The organism is Sphingobacterium paludis (assembly GCF_004364125.1).
In the GTDB taxonomy this organism is placed as follows: domain Bacteria; phylum Bacteroidota; class Bacteroidia; order Sphingobacteriales; family Sphingobacteriaceae; genus Sphingobacterium; species Sphingobacterium paludis.
Map to the genome: position 1 here is coordinate 257,765 of NZ_SNZV01000007.1, position 22,274 is coordinate 280,038.

The following is a 22,274-nucleotide window of genomic DNA, read 5'->3' on the forward strand; positions in this document are numbered from 1 at the left end:
CGCTTTATACCTATGCCCAACACAAACAAAATCAAATACAGCATCTTGGTTGTTGACGACAACCAGGATATGATAGAATTTTTGGAAGACGCACTAAGCGATCGTTACCGAATTATCAAAGCACAAGACGGAGCAGAAGCCATTCGCTGTATGGATGATGGGCCGATAGATCTTATCGTGAGTGACGTTATGATGCCATTGGTTGACGGTTTTGAACTATGTAAATATGTTAGAGAACAGGTGCAACTACAGCATACACCATTCATCATGCTCACCGCGAAAAATACATTGAAATCTAAAATCGAAGGTTTGGAACACGGAGCAGACGTGTACATGGAAAAACCTTTTATGCCCGACCTCCTTCTGGCTCATATCGATAGTTTATTGCGAAACCGACAGCATATCCGCTTTCATTATAACCATTCACCTGCGCATACGCTACCACGCGATAGTGCAAGCGAACCCGGAGCGGAATTTTTAGACAAATTAAATCTTTTTATCACCGAGAACATCGCGTCAAGAACCTTGTCTGTAGATTATTTGGCAAACTGTATGCATATGAGCCGACCGACACTCTTCCGTCGCATCAAATCCCTATCAAACCTTTCTCCAAACGAGCTCATCAATACAGCGCGCCTCCATAAGGCTGCTGAGCTCCTGCTCCAAAGCAGTTACAAAATATATGAAATATCCGTGATGTTGGGCTTTAGCTCATCCTCGCATTTTGTGCGCAATTTTGTACGCCAGTTCCACATCAGCCCGAAAGCCTACCGAAGGGGACAGCAGGCAAAAGAGCTTCAGTGAACATAAAGCTTCTATGTCTGTTCGATCAGCCATCGGGTTCGATGCCATAGCGAAAAAAATGAGCTTATTATCACGCGTTTACAACAATTAATTCAAAATATCATTATCTTAGCGTAGTTAGTTAAACGTTTTAGTATAAACCTGTAGTTATGCACTCAGCCTAACCGCACAATAAACCACCTATGAGAAGAAGAACATTTCTACATGCCTTAAACCTAGGCATAGCATCTACGACATTGTTCGGCAGCGATCTATTTGCTATGGAAAAAGACCGTGCCAACGATAAAGAATTGGCCTATCACCGAATTAAAGACATCCGATTTTCGAATGTGCAGCTACACTATCCGAGGTTAGTTGGAAAAAACGCGCGTTTAGATTTGCATGGGCACGGCCCCAAGATTGACATTTGCACCATACATACCGACAAAGGCGCGGTGGGATGGGCATCGCTTCGAGGATCGCGTAAAGAAGCAGAGATGCTCGCCAAGGAACTTATCGGAAAGTCAGTGGCCGATGTCTTTCAAACCAACATCGGTCTTACGGTGGCCAAATTCATTCCCTTCGATATTGCTTTGCATGACTTGGCAGGCGTTATTCTGAATAAGCCGGTCTTTGCTTTGTTGGGTCGCGAAAAGCCTATTATTCACGATTGCTATAGCGGCATGTTGTATTTTGATGATCTGGAACCTCGAGAAAAACCGGCAGGTATAGACAAGATCGTAGAAGAGTGTAAACAAGATTATGATTTAGGGTATCGGCAGTTTAAGCTGAAGATCGGTCGCGGTCACCGTTGGATGCCATCCGATGAGGGGTTGAAACGAGATATTGATGTTACCAAGCAGGTTGCAGCCGCATTTCCAGACTGCAAAATCTTGGTAGATGGCAACAATGGCTTCACGGCAGATCGATTTATCCAATACCTGCAGGGTATTGCAGGCATTAATTTATTCTGGATTGAGGAACCCTTCCACGAGACAGAGGCTGACTATACAAAATTAAGAGCTTGGTTAAAGAAAGAAAATATACAAACCTTGTTGGCCGATGGCGAGGCAGACCCCGATCAACGACAACTTAAACAACTGATTGAGAAAAAACTTCTTGATGTACATCTAACAGATATTGAAGGCTTAGGCTTTACAAACTGGAGAAAGCTTATGCCAGAACTGAAACAAATGGGCGCCCAAGCCTCTCCCCACGCGTGGGGCTCACTCCTCAAAACCTATTATACCGCGCATTTATCGGGTGGGTTGGGCAATACCGCTACTATCGAAGGGGTAAGCAGTATGTCGGACGATGTCGATTTATCGGGCTACGTGCTACACGAAGGCAAACTCACACCGCCTAGCGGCGCTGGCTTTGGTATGAAGCTTCTCAAAAAAGTATAAGGGAAAAATATGATCTGAACGTATTGCGGAAGTTTCCGTGGCCAGCGAAATAGCCGCAATACCTCATATTTACGTACACTATTACTAGCTTAGTAACGATCGAATAGAATACGGCCATGATGAACTTTAAAAAAATTTTACCTCGTATCGGCATGTGTTTGGTATGGTTTGCCCTCATCACGCAGTTTATACTCATGCTGCTGAATCGCGAAGTGTCAGTTTTCGAATTAATTATCCGGTTTTTCAGCTATTTTACGATTACAACAAATCTTTTGGTAGCGCTCTATTTTACCAACCTAGTCTGGCCCGAAAATGGCTTTTGGCGAGATCGCTTACGCAGTGGCAGCGCGGCGACCGCAATCACCACCTGCATACTTATAGTCGGTATAGTTTACCAAACACTATTAAAAGACCTGTGGCGACCTACCGGTTTACAGCGCGTAGCTGACCAACTTTTGCACGGTATTATACCACTATTTATGCTCGGCTATTGGTTAGTGATTGTAAAAAGCCAAAATATCGGACTGAAATCGGTTTACAGCTGGTTACTGTATCCAATAGGGTACTTGGCATTTGCATTAGGTCGTGGTTATTTATCCGGCTTCTACCCCTATCCGTTCCTGGAGATTAAGAAAATTGGCTTCACACAAACAGCAATAAACATTGGGCTGATAGCACTTGGCACCATCATGATGCTTACCCTTCTTACTGCTATCGGTAGAGGAATACAAAAGCTGAAGGGGCCAGCAACTCGTCATCAGTGAATGACCTTGATTCATTGCATGGCCGTTTGAACGTTTACAATAAAACTAGTACCTTTGTTTTATTACGATGTTGCAACGGTTTATATACATAATGGTTTTTGTGATGGGCTTATTCTTACAGCCGCTCTCCTCCTTCGCTTGCGAAGAGGAAAACCCACATGCGCCGATGTCTTGTTGCGATAAAGATCAAGAAGTAGATCGCAAATCGGAGCAAGGCTGCTGTACAAACCAGCCAGAAAACTCGGAAGCCGATAAACACAAGTGCGCAAGCGACGCCTCGTGCCATTGCCCAATCGTTAAAACGCCAATCTATTTCGTGTCTATCGCACAGGTTGAAAACCAACACGAATTCGGTATGCATCATAGCTACCCGCGTGTGCACACAGCCAGTCCAAAATCTGGATTTGCAGCGACTTGGTTACTTCCTAAAATAGCTTAAATTTTCGTCGCCTAGCCATAGGTATGTCTTGTTGTATCATTAAAAATGTATGCGACAGATACAAACACACGATTATTTTTTACATTTTTATTCCATATAATATCATGAAATTATCCCCATATACAGTAGTAATGGCGTTAACGCTATTAGCACATACAACCTTCGCACAAATTAAAAACAGCAAGCTCGCTACCGTAGACATTAACGGCAATTGCGGCATGTGCAAATCCAACATCGAAAAAGCAGGCAATAAAGATAACGAAGCTACCGTCGTTTGGAATAGTAAAACTGGTCAAGCATCGATCACTTACGACGCGACAAAGACCGATGAAGATGCAATCTTAAAACGAATTGCATTATCCGGCTACGACAACGAGCGTTATCTAGCACCTGATGAAGCATACAGCGCGCTCCACAGTTGCTGCCAGTACGAACGTACACAAAAGTCGGATGACACTGCAGTAGCTCCAGCAGAACATGTGCATGGTGCAAGCAATACTGCCGCCAAACCCACAGATGCGGAACCTGCTCAAGTCAGCGCAGCCACTGCCCTAGACAAGCTGATGCTACCCTACGTCAAGCTCAAAAATGCATTGGTAGATGCAAACACGCAACAGGCTGCCCTAGCTGCCAAGGAACTTGACGACAATCTACGCGTGTTCGATAGCCAAGCGTTACCGGCCGAGCAACTTACGGTATGGACGAAAGAAGGTAAGAACCTAACCCAAGCCGTTGCAACTTTACGAGCGGCGCAGTCCATTGATCTGCAAAGGCAACAGTTTTCGAAACTATCCCATGTACTTTACAAATTTGTCAAAGCAGGCAAAAAATCCGGTACAATTTATTACCAGTTTTGCCCGATGTATAACGATGGTAAGGGTGCTCACTGGCTGAGCGAGAAGAGCGCAGTGGAAAACCCGTACTATGGCTCAGAAATGCTTAGTTGTGGAAAAACAGTAGAAACGTTGTAAGGTAGCATATGTGGACTCTAACAAGCGCAGCAAAATGGCTGCCGCTCCTATTTTTTTGTTTAGGTGTGAACGCCTATGCCCAGCAAACCGTTCGCTACGACCTTTATGTCAAGGATACACTTGTCAATTTCGCGGGAAAGGAAAAGCGGGCCATCGCAGTTAACGGACAGCTGCCTATGCCTACGCTCAGCTTTACCGAGGGAGATACGGCGGAGATCATCGTACACAATATGCTTAAGGAGCATACATCCTTACACTGGCACGGGGTATGGCTACCCAATAAGGAAGATGGGGTACCTCACTTGACACAGCAACCCATAGCTCCTGGCACGACACACACCTACCGGTTTCCAATCATACAAAACGGCACCTACTGGTATCACAGCCATTCGGGACTACAAGAGCAGATCGGCATGTATGGCTCTATGCTGTTTAAGAAAAGGCAGGATGACCCTACTTTCAGAAAGGGTATTGACGATCTACCCAGTGTTTCGGTTGTGTTGAGCGAGTGGACCAACATGAATCCGCACACGGTAGACCGTCTGTTGCATACAGGCAACGATTGGTTTAGTATCAAAAAAAACACCGTACAAAGCTACGCGGAAGCGATTGCTGCAAAACGGTTCAAAACCAAGCTTACAAACGAATGGAAACGGATGGAGGCGATGGATGTAAGCGATGTTTTTTATGAGCAATTTCTGATAAATGGCAAAGCCGAGCAGCAACTTTCCCAGTTTAAGCGAAGAGATAAGGTTCGATTACGGATCGCAAACGGCGGTGCGTCTAGCTATTTTTGGCTGACATACGCCGGCGGAAAAATGATGGTGGTCGCCACCGATGGTAATGATGTAGAGCCCGTTGAGGTTGACAGGCTTATTATCGGCGGATCGGAGAGTTACGACATTGTGGTGGAAGTGCCTGCGGCAAATACTTCCTATGAGTTGTTGGCCACCGCGGAAGACAGAACAGGGTCTGCCTCGCTGTTTATTGGGGAAGGTATCAAGCAGCTCACTAATCGGTTGCATCGATTGCAATACTTCGAAGGTATGCAGATGATGAATGACATGATGAAAATGAATGGCGATATGAATGATATGGGCATGGATATGAGCTTGCAAAAAATGGATATGAATGCCGTGATGTATCCAGAGCGGCTGAAGTCGGCTCCGCAACCGTCTTCAGCAGATACCAAGAATACCCACAGCGACCATGCAGAGGCCGACTCACAACATGACCACCATCAACACACGCAGCAAACCAACAGCGGGAAGGTTACTTTAAACTACAATATGCTGCGCGCTCCGCAGCCCACCCTTTTAGATAGCCTAGCACAGATTAAGACCCTGCGTTTTGAGCTTACCGGAAACATGAATCGCTATGTATGGAGCATGGATAACCGTGTCTTATCCGAGTCAGATAAAATCCCCGTCAAGCAAGGTGAAATTCTGCGCATCACGCTGTACAACAATTCCATGATGCGGCACCCCATGCATTTGCATGGCTTTGATTTCCGAGTGTTGAACGAAAACGGTGACTACTCCCCAATGAAGAATGTACTCGACATTATGCCCATGGAGACGAATGTTATCGAGTTTGCCGCAGATCGAGATGGCGAATGGTTTTTCCATTGCCACATTCTCTACCATATGATGGCAGGGATGAATCGCGTTTTTAAAGTCGGTGAGTATAAAAACCCACTGCTTCCGAATCCGGAAAAGGCCTACAGGGCCCTGCAGAAAGAAAGTAACATGTGGCACTTTATGGCCGATAACGACTTCGCCACGAATGGAAATGATGGCTCGGCTATGCTGCAGAACGCACGCTGGAGTGTCGGAACAGAGTGGCGACTCGGCTACAACGATATGCATGGCTATGAAGTCGAGACCCATGTAGGCCGCTATTTCGGCAAGATGCAATGGCTAATGCCTTTCGTGGGGTTTGACTGGCGATATAGAAGGCTTGGCATGGACGAGCACGAGACCAATATCTTCGGACAAACAAACAAAAAAGACGATCGCGGGGCTTTTAGTCTCGGGGTGATGTATACGCTGCCGATGCTCGTCAACCTACAAGCCGAAGTTTACCATGATGGGATCGTCCGTTTAGCGCTGATGCGTGAAGATATCCCTATTTCCAGAAGGCTACGTGCCGGTTTTATGGTTAATACCGACCGGGAATATATGGTGGACCTACGATACATTCTCCATAAAAACATGGGCATACGTTCCCATTACGATAGTGATATGGGATTTGGTGTTGGTTTGGCAATTAATTATTAAATAGTTAACGATAAGAGAAAAGGCTTGTTTTTTCGGTTTGTCCAAAGCACATACCTTCCGTCCTTGCCAGGACAGGGCTTTCCTTTTTTTTCTAAAAAAAGGAAACAAAAAAATCGTCGCTGAATTTTTGTTGCATCCTGTGGGATATTGCGAAGGCAAGTAACTACAGACGCAACAAAACTGATGCGACATTTCGTTCAATAATGGGAAGAAGCGATAAGGCATGGGGAACCTAAACTTCTCGCATTACTCAATACGCTATACGCATTATGCACTACTCTTTACGCAAAAGAGCGAGGAACAACCGTCCTCGCTCTTTTTAGGTGCAAAACCGTTAATCCGTATTACAAGCGTTGTATACGGATGTTACGTAAAAATACCTCCGAGCCGTGGCCTAAAAATCCAATATGACCCTTCGTATTTTTTAGTCCGGGATGATTTTTTCCATCCAGTGTTCCGTTTTTAGACGCTTCGGCAAGATCACCATCTAAAATTATCACGCCGTTTAAGGTCACTTTGATTTTATTTCCTTGCACCCGGATCTCTTGACTATTCCACTCGCCTATAGGTTTCATTGCCGTACGCTTGGCCGGTATAATTCCATAAGCAGATCCATGATACTGGTAAGTTTTCAAATTTTTATAAACATCTGCGTCGTTGTCCAAAATCTGAATTTCCGTCCCTACATAAGCGGCATCACCCTCTATCGGTGTGCGAATACCGACACCGTTATTTGCACCCGGCGTTAGCTTGAAGTCAAAACGGTATACGAAATCAGCAAATTCCTCTTTGGTATACAGATTTTTCCCAAACTTTGCATCCGGGTTAGCTCGGATAAATCCTTCCGGATTAATTTCATAGGCCGAAGTTTCCGTCCATTTATCCAAATTGTTACCATCGAACAGCATTTCAAAGCCCTCTTTCTTTTCGGCGTCTGATAAGCTGTACACCTCTTTTCGCGGCAACTCTTTGAGATAGATATCACGGTACCAAACCTGCGATCCGTGCGCCTGTAGCTCGATCTGCTCTATCGGGAAAATAGGCTGACTGCGGTCCCAGTAATTTTCCAACGTGACATTGTCGACCACTAGTTCGCCGTTTAGCCATACCGAAACCTTCTCACCCTGCATACGAATCTTAAACGTGTTCCATTCGCCTAAGGCGTTGTCAGCTACTTTCGAAGGGTCTTTCGGATTTTTTGCGTTATTGTAAAGACCACCCGAGCCTACTTGTGCACCTACGTCAGTGCGCGAGATATCCCAGATCTGCACCTGCGGCGTTCCGCGTAGATATATACCTGCATCGGGCTCTTTTCCATTTGGATCCAATTTCCAGTCTACCAACATCTCAAAATCGCCGTATTGCTTGACCGTGGCGATATTGTCGCCATGACCGCTAAATACCAAGTCTCCGTTGACAGCCTTCCAACTTTCGCGCATCTGTTTATCAGCCGCAGCCTGGCGTTCAGCCAGCACTTTGGCCGACATTTTAGATCGTTTAATGGGATCATCGACCAAACCTTTCCATCCCGTTAAATCCTTTCCGTTAAATAAAGAAACAAAGCCTTCACCTTTTGGCATTTCAGCTAAGTGTCTTACAATAGCCTCCCGCAGATACGAGCTTTCACTTCCAGAAAGGTTAGCCATGGCTTTCTCGAGAATATTACGCACATCCGCCCCCACGAAATCAGGGTTGTCCATAGCAATGTTCATCGCGGTATTGGTTGCCGCCGCTTTCAATTCTGCATCATCCAAAAATTGCGACGCAAATATCATCGCTTGGTAGGTTTCTGTTGCCTGAAGACTCGCTAACACTTGCCTTTTTTGTGCAGCGTTTTGCGCCCAGGCGAAAGCATCTTTCAAATACAGCGTCTTTTGTGCTGCCGTATGATCGCTTGCATTGATCTGCTTTACTAGACCACCGAATAGCGTAGCGAAATGATCAGCTTTTTCAGTTCGACTCAGCGCGATGAGTGTCGGAAGGACCTCGGGGTTAGACCATGCTGCAAGAGACTGTAGCGCCTGTGCCTTCAACCCTTCATTCGGCAGGTAATTTTGTACGGCACGCATGGCTTCCGCACCGCCCACCCCAGCAAAAACTGGAAAATAGTTAGCCGCAGACGGAGCAGACGAACGTGATATGTTGGCCGCCAACCGTTGTATTTTGGCCTCCTTATCTGGGCTAGCATGCAATACCATCACCAAAGCCTGTTGCACATAGGCAGCATCCGCCGCCGGAGTAGCAGAAAGCAGTTGTACAAGCGCCTCAAAATCGTCAGGCTGTGCGACGGTTGGCAAGGCCTTTAGCGCAGCCTGTTTAACCGGCGCATCCGCCGATGCTACCAGTGGCAACACCGCTTTCGATGCCGATGCATCGGTACGCTTAGACAAGATGTCCAAAAGCACGAATTGCGTTTTTGTATCCGCAGATGGGAGCGCCTTGGTAATCAATGGAACAGTTTGCGGATCTTTGCTTGATAACAATAGCGCCGTAATAGCTTCCACAGTAGCCTCATCAGCAGTTTTAATTTCGCCGATCAGCATTCCTGCGTTTTCCGTTCCGCCCAGCGATGATAGGGCATTTAGTGCCGCGATTTTGGCGTGTGTATCCTGTATTATCGGTAAACGATTTTGTAATGCCGCTATGCTGGCTTTATCGCCAGTTTCAGCTAAATACCGAAATATGCTTTCCTGAACATCCGGCGAGGCACTTTTCAATGCTGCCACTAGCTTCTTGCTTTCCGCTGCAGAAGGCTTTTCACTTAGCAAAGACAACGCTGTACTGCGGTACAACGCATTATCAGAAAGGGCAGCTTTGAGCAATTGCTTTCTAGCTTTGGTAGGATTGATTTCCACCAGAAGTCCCAAGGCACCGGCCTGCAACGTTGCCGATCCTTGCGCCGCGGCACCTTTCATGACGGTGTTCGCGACAGAAAGAGCCAGTCGCTGGTTGCCTTCGCGCAGCAAATTGTGCGCGTAATCCAAGGTCAGGCCACCGATGTTCGTTTTGTCAAAACTGTAGTTTACCGCTTTTAGCTTATTGAGTAACACTGGCGCGGATTTGGGATCCGCTATTTTACTTAATGCCGTGTATACGCCGCGTTGAAAATTTTCATCATCATATTGTTTCAACGTCGCCGTGATGGCGGCTTCATCATTTTTGGATCGAAGATCACCTAAGGCAGAGACAATCGCTTTCGCTATCTTTTCCGATGACGCGTCTTGAAGTGCCGATGATAGCGCGTTGATCGCTTCAGGTGTGCGCACGCCATTTAAAGCTAATGCGGCCTTATCAACGAGGTACTCATCTTTCAAATAAGGAGCAATGGCTGCTATAGCCTCATTCTTAGACGTCTGCTTCATTAATTGCAGCACAAAAGCCTTATGCTCCTTATCCTGCAAGCGCTCCAGCGCCTGGACAAGCCCCTGGGAAAACTGCTCGCGCAAGCTTTCTTTTCCCTGTTGCATCACGTAAAAACCATACGAATTAGCAGCATAGGTAATCGGCACATTCTCCAGCGAGTTCCCGCTCATTCCAGTTAATAAATTGGCTATATCTTCTGCCGAGAAACCTTCCAGTTCTTTCATCGCGGCCAGAAATTTTGCTTGTTCTTCTGCCGGCTGTTGTGCCAGCACATCGGCTATTTTAGTCACCGAAGTTCTGTTCGCAGGCTGTTGCGCATAGGCTGCCACCTGCAGGAACAACAGTGCAGATAATGTATTAAATACTTTCTTCATTTTTTAGATGGGTTAGATGGTCCAAGGCCCTCGCATAGGTTGATTAATCAAACGGTTGGCACCTTCATCGTTTACAAATTCCTGTTTTTGCGAGTCAAAATGTAATGTACGGTTTAGACGCAAAGCAGCGAGTCCCAAGTTTACAAGCGTGGCCGAATAATAGCCATTCTGTTCATTCAATGCAAATTTTTGGCGGGTGCGGCAGGCTTCTACGAAGTCCGTAACCTGAGCCGCAGGTTCGGGATATTGAGATAATTTGCGCTCCATGTCCGGGATATCGGAAACAAAGCCTTTATAGAGCTTCCCTTTCGGTCCTTCTATATAGGCCTGCCCTTCCTCTGTGCCCGCACCATCCAAGATAATCTGGCAGCCATCAGCATAGGTATAAGTAATCTTACGCCAGGTCCCTACGGCATCGTAATGTTGCTGCGGTGCGTCGACCTCTACTTTGATCGGGCTTTCCTCGTCTTTGCCTAAAAAGTATTGCACAGGGTCTAAATAATGTTGCCCCATATCGCCTAAACCGCCTCCATCATAATCCCAGTAGCCTCTAAACGTCGTGTGCACGCGATGTTGGCTATATGGCTTATACGCAGCCGGCCCTAACCACATATCATAATCCAGCTCTTTCGGAGCCTGTTCAATCGGAAGATTCTCTTTCCCAACCCAGTAAAATTTCCAGTCGAAGCCGGTATGTTTACTGATGGTAACCTTTAATGGCCATCCCAACATACCTGTATCGACAAGTTTTTTGATTTTTTTCACAGGCACGTTCATGCCGTAAAAATTGGCATCAAAACGAAACCAAGTATTTAGCCTAAAAATATTGCCATGTTGCGCTATCGCTTCTTTTACTTTTTTTCCTTCACCAATAGTCCGTGTCATCGGTTTTTCACACCATATATCTTTCCCGGAACGTGCAGCTTCCACAGCCATAATACCGTGCCAGTGCGGGGGAGTTGCAATATGCACAATATCGACTTCCGGATTCTGGATCAACTCGCGGTAATCATGGTGTTCTTTTACTCCACCCCCGAGCTCCTTTTGCGCGAGCGCTAAGTGGCGGGTGTCCACATCACAAATCGCGACAGTCTTTGTACCGGCGTATCCAAAATGTCCACGGCCCATAGATCCCGTGCCAATAACACCTTTTGTTAAATGATCACTCGGAGCCAGAAAGCCGTTACCACCCAGCACGTGGCGGGGCACGATGGTAAACGCAGCGGCTCCAATCAACGTCTTTCTGATGAAATCACGCCGTGAAGTGTTTTGTTCTTTCATTTTTAATAGTTAGTATAATTAGCTTCCAATCTAGCAAATTTTATACACAATACCTAAATTGTCACATAATTGTTGATATTTTCCTGGTATTGCATCGCTAATCAGCATATCTATCTTGCCGAAACTAGATATCTTACCTAAACTTTTGCAGTCGAATTTCGATGAATCAGCCAATACAATCACTTGGTGTGCCGACTCTATCATTTTTCTATTTAGCAAAGCTTCTTGCGCGCTAGTTGTTGTGATACCAAACTCGGCATCAATGCCGTCTACGCCTAAAAAAAGTTTCGAACAGAAAAAGTCACCTAACAACGCCTCGGCATGGCTTCCCATAATAGAAGCGGATGTCTTTCGTACAGGACCTCCCAACTGTATCACCTCTACTGTTTCGTGTTTTATAAGCTCCATCGTAACATTGATAGCCGAAGTGATGACCGTAAGTCGTTCCTGCGGAACAATCGCCTGCGCGAAAAACTGCATCGTAGTGCCCGACGCGATAATGATCGAGTCGTTAGGCTCAACTAATTTCGCAGCTTCCATGCCAATACGCTCTTTAGCGGCTGCATGCAATTGCGCTTTCTCGTTAATGGATCGGTCTTTCTGATAGGGATTCACACTCGTCGCACCGCCATGGGTGCGCAATAACATCTGTTCATCTTCTAAAAATTGCAAGTCTTTCCGGATCGTTACCGATGAAACTTTCAGCTCGTCACAAAGGCTGACAACGGAAACATGACCTTCCTTTTCTATTCTTCGAATGATAAATTGATGCCGCTCTACATTGTTCATACACCGAATATACGGATTTAGACAAAAAACGAAAGGCGAACAAGCTTTTTTATTTCGAAAAGTTTCGTTTGTTTACGTTTTTTAGTATTTTTACCTTGCAATACAATAAATAACGAAAGAAATCAAAATGAAATTTACACGAAGTGAAGCCATTGGCGCAGTTGAGGAAAGAGCAGATTGGGATATTGTCATCATTGGCGGTGGAGCGACTGGCTTAGGTATAGCGGTAGATGCTGCCGCTCGTGGCTATAAAACATTGTTACTAGAAAAATATGATTTTGCCAAAGGCACGTCCAGCAAAAGCACCAAATTGGTGCATGGCGGTGTACGCTACCTAGCAAATGGCGATGTGAAGCTGGTATTTTCTGCGCTAAAAGAACGTGGGCTTATCTTCAAAAATGCGCCTCATGTCTCTTTCGTCCAGAGCTTTGTTATCCCCTCCTACTCCTTCTTTAGCAAAATGAAATTTCTTATCGGGCTAAAGCTGTACGACTGGATGGCCGGGAAACTTCGAATTGGTAAATCCAGCTTGCTCAGTAAAAATGATGTGCTCGCAAAACTTCCTAAAATAAAAACCAAAGGTTTGCAGGGTGGCATCCTGTATTACGATGGGCAATTTGACGACGCCCGCCTGGCCATAAATTTGGCACAGACGGCAGCTGAACAAGGTGCGACCGTGCTCAATTACGCTGACGTAATGGCCATCACAAAAGATGAAAGTAATATTGTCAATGGCCTACACTTTAAAGATAGCCAAAGCGGAAAAGATTACCGTATAAAAGCAAAGGCCGTCATCAATGCAACAGGGATATTTGTAGACGAAATCCTGAAACTGGACAGTGCCGAACATAAAAATTTAGTACGACCTAGCCAAGGCGCCCACATCGTAATCGATAAAAAATTCCTCGGAGACCAAGATGCCTTGATGATACCCGAAACGAGTGATGGTCGCGTGCTTTTCGGCGTACCTTGGCACGGCATGGTATTGCTCGGTACAACGGACACGCCGCTCAATGCGCATCAGATTGAACCACGTCCGCTAGAAGATGAGATAAATTTTATTCTAAATACTGCACATGCATATTTAGAAGGTGCGCCCACCCGTGCCGATATTAAAAGTATATTTGCTGGTTTGCGTCCTTTGGCGGCTCCGACAAATGGCGATAGCAGCAGCACCAAGGAAATTTCTCGCGACCATAAGCTAATTAAAAGCGCATCCGGAATGATAACCATTACCGGTGGCAAATGGACTACCTACCGCAAAATGGGTGAAGAGACTGTTGACCTCGCTATCCGTAGCGCAAACTTGACGCCAGCAACCTGCAAAACGCAATCGCTTCACGTGCACGGCTACAGCCAAGAGAAACACGATGGTCACTGGCAAGTGTATGGCGCTGACTTGGCGCATATTCAGCAGTTGATAAAGAACGATGCCCGTTTGGCCGAAAAAATTCACCCTGCTTATGACTTCCGCCTGGCCGAGGTGGTTTGGGCATGTCAGCACGAAATGATCTGTAAGGTCGAAGATTTCTTAGCGCGCCGCATTCGGCTGCTCCTACTCGATGCAAAAGCCTCTTGGCAAGCAGCCCCAGCGGTAGCGAAACTTATGGCCGAACAACTTGGAAAAGACGAGCAATGGGTCAAAAATGAATTGACAGACTATGAGCAACTCGTTCAACGATACAGTATATAAATAGCACAGAGTTAAAGAATACCACATAAACCAGTAAGCATGAAAAAAGAGTTTATTTTAGCGTTGGATCAGGGCACCACCAGCTCACGCGCAATCTTGTTTAATAAAGAGGGTAAGATTGAAAACGTTGCGCAAAAAGAATTTACGCAGATTTTCCCGAAGTCGGGTTGGGTGGAACACAACGCACAAGAGATTTGGTCTACACAATTGGCGGTGCTCACCGAGGTGATCGCCCAATCGAAAGTAAAGCTGGACGAGATAAAAGCAATCGGCATCACCAATCAACGGGAAACCACGGTCGTATGGAATAAGAAAACCGGAGAACCCATCCATAACGCTATTGTATGGCAAGACCGCCGGACGGCAGAATACTGCCAAGCAATAGCAGAAAGAGGGCTTGCCGACACTATTCAACAAAAAACAGGCCTTCTTATCGATGCCTATTTCTCTGCTTCAAAAATAAATTGGATGCTTACCCACGTGGAGGGTGCCCGAGAACTCGCAGAGAAAGGCGAACTGGCCTTCGGAACGATAGACTCTTGGTTGGTGTACAACCTGACCAGCGGCAAGAAACACATTACAGACGTCACCAATGCCTCGCGCACGCTGCTCTATAATATCCATACCTTATCATGGGATGAAGAATTGCTCGCTATCTTCGATATTCCGGCATCTATGCTCCCCACTGTGTGTAGCAGTTCGGAGATTTATGGCGAAACCAGCACAGAACTGGGCAGCCGTCCCATCCCGATTGCTGGTATAGCCGGCGATCAACAGGCGGCGCTCTTCGGGCAGCTCTGCACGCAGGAAGGCATGGCGAAAAACACCTACGGAACAGGCTGTTTTTTATTAATGAATATCGGAAACAAACCCGTCATCTCCACCCATAAATTGGTGACAACCATAGCCTGGAAAATTGGAGACGAGGTACAGTACGCATTGGAAGGCAGCATATTCATTGCTGGCGCCGTGGTACAATGGCTGCGGGATGAGTTGGGCATTGTTAGGCATGCGCGTGATATTGAAGCGTTGGCTACGAAGGTCGATACCACCGAAGGCGTATATGTTGTACCCGCTTTTTCCGGTCTCGGCGCTCCACATTGGAATGCCGATGCAAGGGGTACCATTTTAGGTTTGTCCAGAGGCTCAAACGATGCCCATATAGCGCGAGCTGCACTCGAAAGCATTGCTTATCAAACCTATGATATCCTACAAGCTATGGAGAAAGATTCCAAAGCCCCCATTAAAGAGCTGCGTGTAGATGGCGGAGCAACGCAAAACAACTTCGTGATGCAATTTCAGGCGAATCTTCTTAAAACAAATGTCGTACGTCCAGCCATTACTGAAACTACCGCCCTTGGGGCGGCATTCTTAGCGGGCCTGGCAGTAGGTTTTTGGGAAGATATTGATCACCTAAAAACCTTATGGCAGGAAGATAAAACGTTCACCTTCCATGAGCAGGATGATTATAGCCAGCAGCTGAGGGAATGGAAAAGGGCAACAGAGACTGTTAAATTCTGGGCAAACTACAAATAGACTGATTGTAAACTTTAAAACCATATTTTATGACTCCTTTTCTCGCAGAACTTATCGGAACGGCCGCCATGATCTTATTAGGTGGCGGCGTTGTCGCCAATGTGGTACTCAAAGACACTAAAGGAAATAGTTCAGGTTGGATCGTGATCTGTACGGCATGGGCAATGGCTGTATTCGTTGGCGTTACGATCGCAGGCCCTTATAGTGGAGCACACCTCAACTGTGCCGTTACTGTTGCAAATCTTGTTTTGGGGAAGCTTGACCTCACGACTTCGCTCCTTTATATTGCGGCCCAATTTTTAGGTGCGATGATTGGCGCTTCGCTTGTGTGGCTAGTATACAAAGATCATTTTCAGCGCACGGAAGACGCTGCCACGAAACAGGCGGTGTTTTGCACATCTCCAGCTATTCGCAACCTTCCGATCAACCTGATCAGTGAAATTGTCGGAACGTTTGTTTTGATTTTTACGATTCTCCATTTTACGGAGCCAATGATGGGTGACAAAACTCCGATAGGATTAGGCTCTATAGGTGCTATTCCCGTAGCCTTTCTGGTGTGGGTGATCGGGCTTTCACTTGGCGGGACTACCGGCTATGCGATCAATCCTGCACGTGATCTTGGTCCTCGTATTATGCATGCACTCCTTCCTATCCGCAATAAAGCTAGCTTCGATGCCGCATACGCTTGGGTACCCGTCGTCGGGCCAGTAATAGGCGCGCTCTTCGCTGTGCTATCGTATGTTATGATCTACGGATAGGATGCTATAGTTCGGACGAAAAATGCGTTTTAGATCTTTAGATACCATCGTGTAAAACACTACCGCCCAATCTTTAATGGGATTGGGCGGTACAAAAATTGTCCAATACATACGCTTTTGTTCCCATCGTAGTACTCCTTTCCAATTTGTTTTCTACCTCTTGCTCAAGGTCGTAGATTATGTTAAAACCTTTACTGCATACAGTTGGCAAAAAACTACGTAAGCTTCTTGATCTCGGAAACCGAAAGACCTATAATATCAGAGATCATCGTTACATCAAAACCGTTCTGCAACATTTTTCTAGCCGATTCTTTTTTATCCGCTTCTGCTAGCGCGCGCTCCTCTAGCTTACCTTCAAGTTTACCTTCAAGATGCCCTTCAAGTTTACCTTCAAGTTTACCTTCAAGACGTCCTTCAAGCTTACCTTCCTGCATAGCTTTGTCTAGTAAATATTCTCTTGTTCCCATAGTAGTACTCCTTCCTAATTTGGTTTCTACCTCTTGCTCAAAGGTAATGAATAATGTTGTATCTTGAAAACTAACATAGCGCGACAAAAAATCGTAAATACCCTGACGGCTAAGCTTATCCATATCTCGTTTGATCATCTCGTCATAAAGATCGTGCTTGATTTGCATCAACTGCTCATCCGTAACATCACGCTGTAAAATCGCCTGGAGTGCCGTAAGAACAACGACAGCGAACGGATTGCTATTTGCGCGAAGCGTAACCGCGTCATGATCCAGAATCTTATAGCAATTAAACCTATACTGCAAACTAGTCCCCATAAATTCCTGAACATACACCCCCGGTCGATAATCTTTATGACCATCGGCAAGGATAGCTACAGCCGTAACTGGCACATGATACTTATCTGTAATGCGGTAAAAGTATTGGAACATCCGCGCAGCAAGATCGCCCTTACCCTTGCTAGACTGCACTTCGATATGGCAAAGAACGTACTTCTCGCTACCATCCAACAAATAAACCTTCACTAACTTATCGACATAGCGGACGCCACGGTTGTTGACCTGCGGAGGAAAAAGGCTTTCGAACTCCTTATCTAAGTATGCAAAACCGCGTTGGAAATCAAAAACCTCCGTAGCATTAGGAAAGAAAAAGGTAAGAAAATGTGCAAAGGTGTCCTCAATCACGGACTTCCATAACGGATCATCGATACGACGATCGGTTCGTTTCGTTGAGCTCATACAATTTGTTATAAATGGTTACTACCCCAAATATAAATGAAAAAGATATATGAAACTAATATTTTTAGCACAAACCATTAAATACATAGCCCTCCCGGCCAACGCGAGTGGAAAAATAGTTTTAAGGTATTTTTGAAAAACTAGAAATAAAGGAGCTTTTGCCGTGATAAAACTATTGTGGGACTCTTTTTGTTATTAAGGAAATAAATTGACATGAAGCCGCTACTGGTTTAGGGAGGGTTTGTTCAAACTGAACCTTACAGCTTCAATGAAGGATACAAAAAAAACGTAGATGAGGAAAGCATTTTTCGGCGTATTGAACAAGATAAATAAGGCGGCTTTGCCCAAACTGAGCCAAAAAGATCCAGCTAAATTGAGTAAATGGCAGCAGGCCATATTGGCCTACCGCTATTATGTACTTACTCAATCGTTGGATTGATTTTTCTTTGGGATACTTGCTAAAATCGTACCGTCAGACTTGATATGCATTTCGGTTTGTGGATATGGGATAGAAATCCCTTTAGCATCTAGAGCCAACTTGATTCGTTCTTGCATCTCATTATGTGTTGTCCAAAATTGATCTTTATTTACCCACCCACGGATCGTTAGGTTTACCGCGCTATCAGCCAATTCACTAACAAATATTTCGGGTTTAGGCGTTTTTAAAATACGTTCATCTGCGGCGATCAATTGCTCAATTGTCTCTTTTGCATCTTTGATGTTATCATCGTAGGATATACCGATAATAAATTGAAACCTTCTAGAAACGATTTTAGTAAAGTTCTTAATTACCGAATTGGCTAGCGTACCGTTCGGACTAAAAACCCGGATGCCCTCGCCACTAATTAACGTGGTGTATAAGATATCAATGCGATCTACCGAACCTTCAGACCCATTGTTGCTGGAAATATAATCGCCAACTTCAAATGGGCGAAAAAGGAGGATCAAAACGCCACCGGCAAAATTAGACAAACTTCCTTGCAACGCTAGGCCCACCGCTAAGCCAAAAGCCGAAAGTGCCGCAATGAAAGAGGTTGTCTGTATACCCATCGTACTCGCAACGGTTAGAAGCAGCAAACAATACAGAGAAAATTTGATCAAACTACTTAAAAAACTACGGATAGAACGGTCGACATTTCTGCGTTCAAACCGGCGTTCTATAATCCGGAGTGCTAAACCAATAAGGTAGCGGCCCACCACCAAAATAATCAGTGCTATTGCGATTGCGGGCAACTTGAGGATCACCACATCAATCAGTCTTTCAATACTGCTTTCAAATTTTTCCATATAACAAATTTAAAATTTTATCAGTTTTACCCAACACATTTGTCAATTTTAGCCTATCTTTAAGGTATGTCTTGGATATATTTGGACAACAACGCCACCACTAAAATCGACCCTTCCGTTTTGGAACACATGCTCCCCTTCCTGCAAGAATCTTATGGAAACGCGTCGAGCGTGCAACATCGAATGGGGCGAGAAGCCAACGAGGCCATCGCATTAGCGAGGCACCAAGTAGCCTTCAAGTTGGGTTGTAAAGACAATGAGATCTTTTTCACATCAGGTGCGACCGAGGCGATAAATACCGTACTCCGCGGCGTGGCTGATGCATACCTTCGAAAAGGAAGGCATATTATTACTTGTGCTAGCGAGCATAAAGCAGTGTTGACCACCTGTGCCCTTCTGGAAAAACGTGGAATAGCAGTAACTTACCTACCCGTCGACATGCAGGGCCAAATAGATCTGCAGTTACTTGAGGACAGCATTCGGGACGATACCGTGTTGGTTAGTATCATGGCGGCTAACAATGAAACGGGAGTTATTCACCCCATCCGGGAGATAGCGGAAATCTGTCAGCGTAAGGACGTGCTGTATTTTTGCGACGCAACGCAATACATTGGAAAGAAAGATTTAGACCTTCGTGAAATACCCATTGATATCCTTACTTTCAGCGCGCATAAGATCCACGGGCCTAAAGGTGTGGGCGCACTCTTCATTCGCCGCAAGAGTAAACCGATCCAAATCCCAGCGCTTATCAGTGGCGGCAAACAAGAACACGGGCTGCGTGGTGGCACATACAATGTACCCAATATCGTCGGCTGTGGAAAGGCTGTCGAAATAACCAAAAACAATGCCCAGATCAAAATATATCGCGACCTTCTGGAAAAAGAACTGCTATCTCGAGTCCCGCAGTGCTTTGTACATGCGGCGGAATCGCCCCGACTAGACAACACGAGCTTCATAGCCTTCCGCCATATCAAATCTGCAGAACTAATGACGAGCATGCCGCAGATCGCGCTTTCTTCAGGCTCGGCTTGTGCCTCAGGGCTACTCGATCCCTCGCACGTATTAACAGCTATGCAGGTAGCGGATGACGACGCATTCAGTAGTTTACGCTTTAGTTTGAGCAAATATACAGAGCGAGACGAAATTTTGCGCGCAGTGGAGGAGGTCGTAACAACGGTGGAACAAATAAGATCGCTCTCTCCTATTTGGAAACTGTTCCAAGATGGCCTGATAGACTGATTTTTTTGACAATTGGATAACTCATTTATATTGCAAGTATATGGAAGATTAACGTTCTTTGTATCGTAGAGACTATTAACGCAGATACCATGGTAACAATTACAGATAAAGCAAAAAACCGAATAGAGCAGATCATGCAAGAGGAAAGCTATGATGCTAATTATTTTGTTCGTGTAGCGGTGGAAAGTGGTGGCTGCTCTGGCCTCTCATACAAGTTGAACTTTGACAATGAAGAAAAAAAGGGCGACCAGTTTTGCGAGGATAAGGGCGTAAAGATATGCTTGGATATCAAATCCTACCTATACCTCGCCGGAACCGAGCTGGATTACTCTGATGGGCTTGGTGGTAAAGGGTTTGAATTTCATAACCCCAACGCCAGCCGCACCTGTGCATGCGGAGAAAGCTTTTCCGTGTAATACATAACATACAGTAATTAGAAAAAGGGAGTTGGTGAATATCAACTCCCTTTTCATGTAAAAAGTCAAAAATATATCCGCCCTCCTTAATAATTTCATTACTTTTACCACTATACATTAAAAATATATCAATCATAAATCCAGCCCCCTAGGGGAATTGAGGAACAGCATTTTTATGGGACGTAACTTATTAAAAACCGAGCAGGCGATCACGTTTGTTAAGGAAACCTTTTCGCGTAAACTAATCGAAGCGTTAAATTTAATACCGGTATCTTCACCACTTGTGGTGCTCGATGGTACGGGAATTAATGATGATCTAAACGGCATAGAACGACCGGTCACTTTTCCGATAAAGTCACTAAATGAGCAGCGCGCGGTAGTCGTACATTCTTTAGCCAAATGGAAGCGTGTACGACTCAAAGAACTGGAGATTGAAAAAAACGAAGGTATACTAACGGACATGCGCGCCCTACGCCCGGATGAAGACTACACACCTATACACTCCATCTATGTAGATCAATGGGATTGGGAAAAACACATCGACGCAGCAGATCGTACATTTTCCTACCTCAAACAAACGGTATTGCAAATTTATCAATCTCTTTACGATACAGAGCGTGAAGTAGCGGTAAAATATCCAGCGATAGAAGCTGTCCTACCAGCTAGCATCCATTTTATTTCAGCCGAAGAACTGTTGCTTGCCTATCCAGACCTTACGCCGAAGGAACGCGAAAATGCCATCACAAGAGCACACGGGGCCGTATTCGTTTATGGCATTGGGGGTGCGCTTAGCAACGGCTTTCCCCATGATGGCCGCGCTGCTGACTATGACGATTGGAGTTCGGATAACGAAAATGGTTATAAAGGTTTGAACGGCGACATCCTGGTGTGGAACCCTGTTCTGCACACGGCCTTCGAGCTTTCTTCAATGGGGATTCGCGTCAACAAAACAGCCCTCGCCCACCAACTTGAAGTGCGCAACAGCAGCGAGCGTGCGCAGCTCTCTTTTCATAGCATGCTACTGGGCGACAAACTTCCCGAATCCATCGGTGGAGGGATAGGGCAATCGCGCGTATGTATGTTTATGTTGAAGAAAGCGCATATTGGCGAGGTGCAGGTAAGCATATGGAATGATGAGCAACGTACTTTGCTATTGGAGCAAGACATCAATCTGCTTTAATTCTAGGGCTTTCGCTAAACAAATTGATATGCCTTTCGTTCTTAGCGAAAGGCATTTATTATGATACAGCGTAATTTTTATTTTGCATTGCTGCTGGGCTTATCGCTTGGCGCATGCCAGAATGAGACTCAAAGAAAAAAAACAGGCGGAAACGAAGAACATCCGGCAAAAGAGCAGTTGACAGCGGACAGTAAGCAGCCCATTATTTTCGAACGTCGAAAGGTCGTTGGTGTCAAAGACACGCTTACATTTGATGTACAGCATGCGGCCAATCTTACTGCGACGATTAAAACCATAGACGGTTCGGGCAACAACATTCGGATCAACCAGATTGTTTTTCCCGATGGAAGCACCGATGGCCCGTTTGGCGAAAGCATGACGGACAGTCTTACAAAAGCCGGAACGTATAAGCTTATCATTGGCGAGAGCCAAATGCAAGAAAACCGCTATTCCGGAGCATATACCGTGACCGTGGAACTGAAATAACACGATATGTTGCTCATAATTCTAT

At 45.5% G+C, this 22,274-nt stretch carries 19 protein-coding genes; 14 read left to right on the top strand and 5 right to left on the bottom strand.

What is annotated here, in order from left to right:
* Window positions 1-12: 12 nt before the first annotated feature.
* The 6 genes from B0I21_RS15225 (at window position 13) to B0I21_RS15250 (ending at window position 6,642) form a co-directional block, all read left to right on the top strand.
* Window positions 13-804, top strand: a complete 792-nt coding sequence (locus tag B0I21_RS15225; RefSeq protein ID WP_133641335.1) for a response regulator transcription factor — start codon at window positions 13-15, stop codon at window positions 802-804.
* A 182-nt stretch (window positions 805-986) separates the two neighbouring features.
* A complete protein-coding gene (locus B0I21_RS15230; protein ID WP_133641336.1) occupies window positions 987-2,189 on the top strand; it encodes an enolase C-terminal domain-like protein in 1,203 nt (400 codons plus the stop codon).
* 116 nt (window positions 2,190-2,305) lie between these two features.
* Window positions 2,306-2,953, top strand: a complete 648-nt coding sequence (locus B0I21_RS15235; RefSeq protein ID WP_133641337.1) for a Pr6Pr family membrane protein — start codon at window positions 2,306-2,308, stop codon at window positions 2,951-2,953.
* A 103-nt stretch (window positions 2,954-3,056) separates the two neighbouring features.
* Window positions 3,057-3,392: a hypothetical protein gene (locus B0I21_RS15240; protein ID WP_133641338.1), complete on the top strand. Its 336-nt coding sequence runs from the start codon at window positions 3,057-3,059 to the stop codon at window positions 3,390-3,392.
* Between the two features lie 104 nt (window positions 3,393-3,496).
* A complete protein-coding gene (locus B0I21_RS15245; protein WP_166637867.1) occupies window positions 3,497-4,363 on the top strand; it encodes a DUF3347 domain-containing protein in 867 nt (288 codons plus the stop codon).
* An 8-nt stretch (window positions 4,364-4,371) separates the two neighbouring features.
* Window positions 4,372-6,642, top strand: coding sequence for a multicopper oxidase domain-containing protein (locus B0I21_RS15250; RefSeq protein WP_133641340.1), 2,271 nt, complete (start codon window positions 4,372-4,374; stop codon window positions 6,640-6,642).
* A 344-nt stretch (window positions 6,643-6,986) separates the two neighbouring features.
* Here the strand turns inward: B0I21_RS15250 and B0I21_RS15255 are convergent, their stop codons facing one another.
* From B0I21_RS15255 to B0I21_RS15265, 3 genes are read right to left on the bottom strand one after another with little or no spacing between them, the layout of a single operon-like run.
* Window positions 6,987-10,379 (bottom strand): DUF1080 domain-containing protein, encoded by a 3,393-nt coding sequence (locus B0I21_RS15255; RefSeq protein WP_133641341.1) that lies wholly within the window; start codon window positions 10,377-10,379, stop codon window positions 6,987-6,989.
* A 12-nt stretch (window positions 10,380-10,391) separates the two neighbouring features.
* A complete protein-coding gene (locus B0I21_RS15260) occupies window positions 10,392-11,660 on the bottom strand; it encodes a Gfo/Idh/MocA family oxidoreductase (protein WP_133641342.1) in 1,269 nt (422 codons plus the stop codon).
* Between the two features lie 30 nt (window positions 11,661-11,690).
* Entirely contained in the window at window positions 11,691-12,449 is a 759-nt protein-coding gene (locus tag B0I21_RS15265) for a DeoR/GlpR family DNA-binding transcription regulator (RefSeq protein WP_133641343.1), read from the bottom strand.
* A gap of 127 nt (window positions 12,450-12,576) precedes the next feature.
* Here B0I21_RS15265 and B0I21_RS15270 point away from each other — a divergent pair, with 127 nt between their 5' ends.
* From B0I21_RS15270 to B0I21_RS15280, 3 genes are read left to right on the top strand one after another with little or no spacing between them, the layout of a single operon-like run.
* Window positions 12,577-14,142: a glycerol-3-phosphate dehydrogenase/oxidase gene (locus B0I21_RS15270; RefSeq protein WP_133641344.1), complete on the top strand. Its 1,566-nt coding sequence runs from the start codon at window positions 12,577-12,579 to the stop codon at window positions 14,140-14,142.
* A gap of 39 nt (window positions 14,143-14,181) precedes the next feature.
* Window positions 14,182-15,678 (top strand): glycerol kinase GlpK, encoded by a 1,497-nt coding sequence (glpK, locus tag B0I21_RS15275; protein WP_133641345.1) that lies wholly within the window; start codon window positions 14,182-14,184, stop codon window positions 15,676-15,678.
* Between the two features lie 29 nt (window positions 15,679-15,707).
* The gene (locus tag B0I21_RS15280) at window positions 15,708-16,436 is read left to right on the top strand and encodes an MIP/aquaporin family protein (protein WP_133641346.1); all 729 of its coding nucleotides are present in this window, start codon (window positions 15,708-15,710) and stop codon (window positions 16,434-16,436) included.
* A 215-nt stretch (window positions 16,437-16,651) separates the two neighbouring features.
* Here the strand turns inward: B0I21_RS15280 and B0I21_RS15285 are convergent, their stop codons facing one another.
* Complete coding sequence (locus tag B0I21_RS15285) at window positions 16,652-17,641, bottom strand: RpnC/YadD family protein (protein ID WP_133641347.1); 990 nt, start codon at window positions 17,639-17,641, stop codon at window positions 16,652-16,654.
* 292 nt (window positions 17,642-17,933) lie between these two features.
* On the opposite strand from B0I21_RS15285, the gene B0I21_RS20200 reads away from it, so the two are divergent.
* A complete protein-coding gene (locus tag B0I21_RS20200) occupies window positions 17,934-18,080 on the top strand; it encodes a hypothetical protein (protein WP_166637868.1) in 147 nt (48 codons plus the stop codon).
* Here B0I21_RS20200 and B0I21_RS15290 read toward each other — a convergent pair.
* Window positions 18,065-18,928 carry a mechanosensitive ion channel family protein gene (locus B0I21_RS15290; RefSeq protein WP_133641348.1) on the bottom strand — a complete coding sequence of 288 codons (864 nt, stop codon included), beginning with the start codon at window positions 18,926-18,928 and terminating at the stop codon, window positions 18,065-18,067. The genes B0I21_RS20200 and B0I21_RS15290 overlap by 16 nt on opposite strands.
* Before the next feature lie 66 nt (window positions 18,929-18,994).
* Here B0I21_RS15290 and B0I21_RS15295 point away from each other — a divergent pair, with 66 nt between their 5' ends.
* From B0I21_RS15295 to B0I21_RS15310, 4 genes are all read left to right on the top strand, one after another.
* A complete protein-coding gene (locus tag B0I21_RS15295; protein ID WP_133641349.1) occupies window positions 18,995-20,167 on the top strand; it encodes a cysteine desulfurase family protein in 1,173 nt (390 codons plus the stop codon).
* An 89-nt stretch (window positions 20,168-20,256) separates the two neighbouring features.
* Entirely contained in the window at window positions 20,257-20,583 is a 327-nt protein-coding gene (locus B0I21_RS15300) for a HesB/IscA family protein (protein WP_133641350.1), read from the top strand.
* 175 nt (window positions 20,584-20,758) lie between these two features.
* Window positions 20,759-21,763 (top strand): aspartate--ammonia ligase, encoded by a 1,005-nt coding sequence (gene asnA / locus B0I21_RS15305; RefSeq protein WP_133641351.1) that lies wholly within the window; start codon window positions 20,759-20,761, stop codon window positions 21,761-21,763.
* A 60-nt stretch (window positions 21,764-21,823) separates the two neighbouring features.
* Window positions 21,824-22,249: a hypothetical protein gene (locus B0I21_RS15310; protein ID WP_133641352.1), complete on the top strand. Its 426-nt coding sequence runs from the start codon at window positions 21,824-21,826 to the stop codon at window positions 22,247-22,249.
* Window positions 22,250-22,274: the final 25 nt, after the last annotated feature.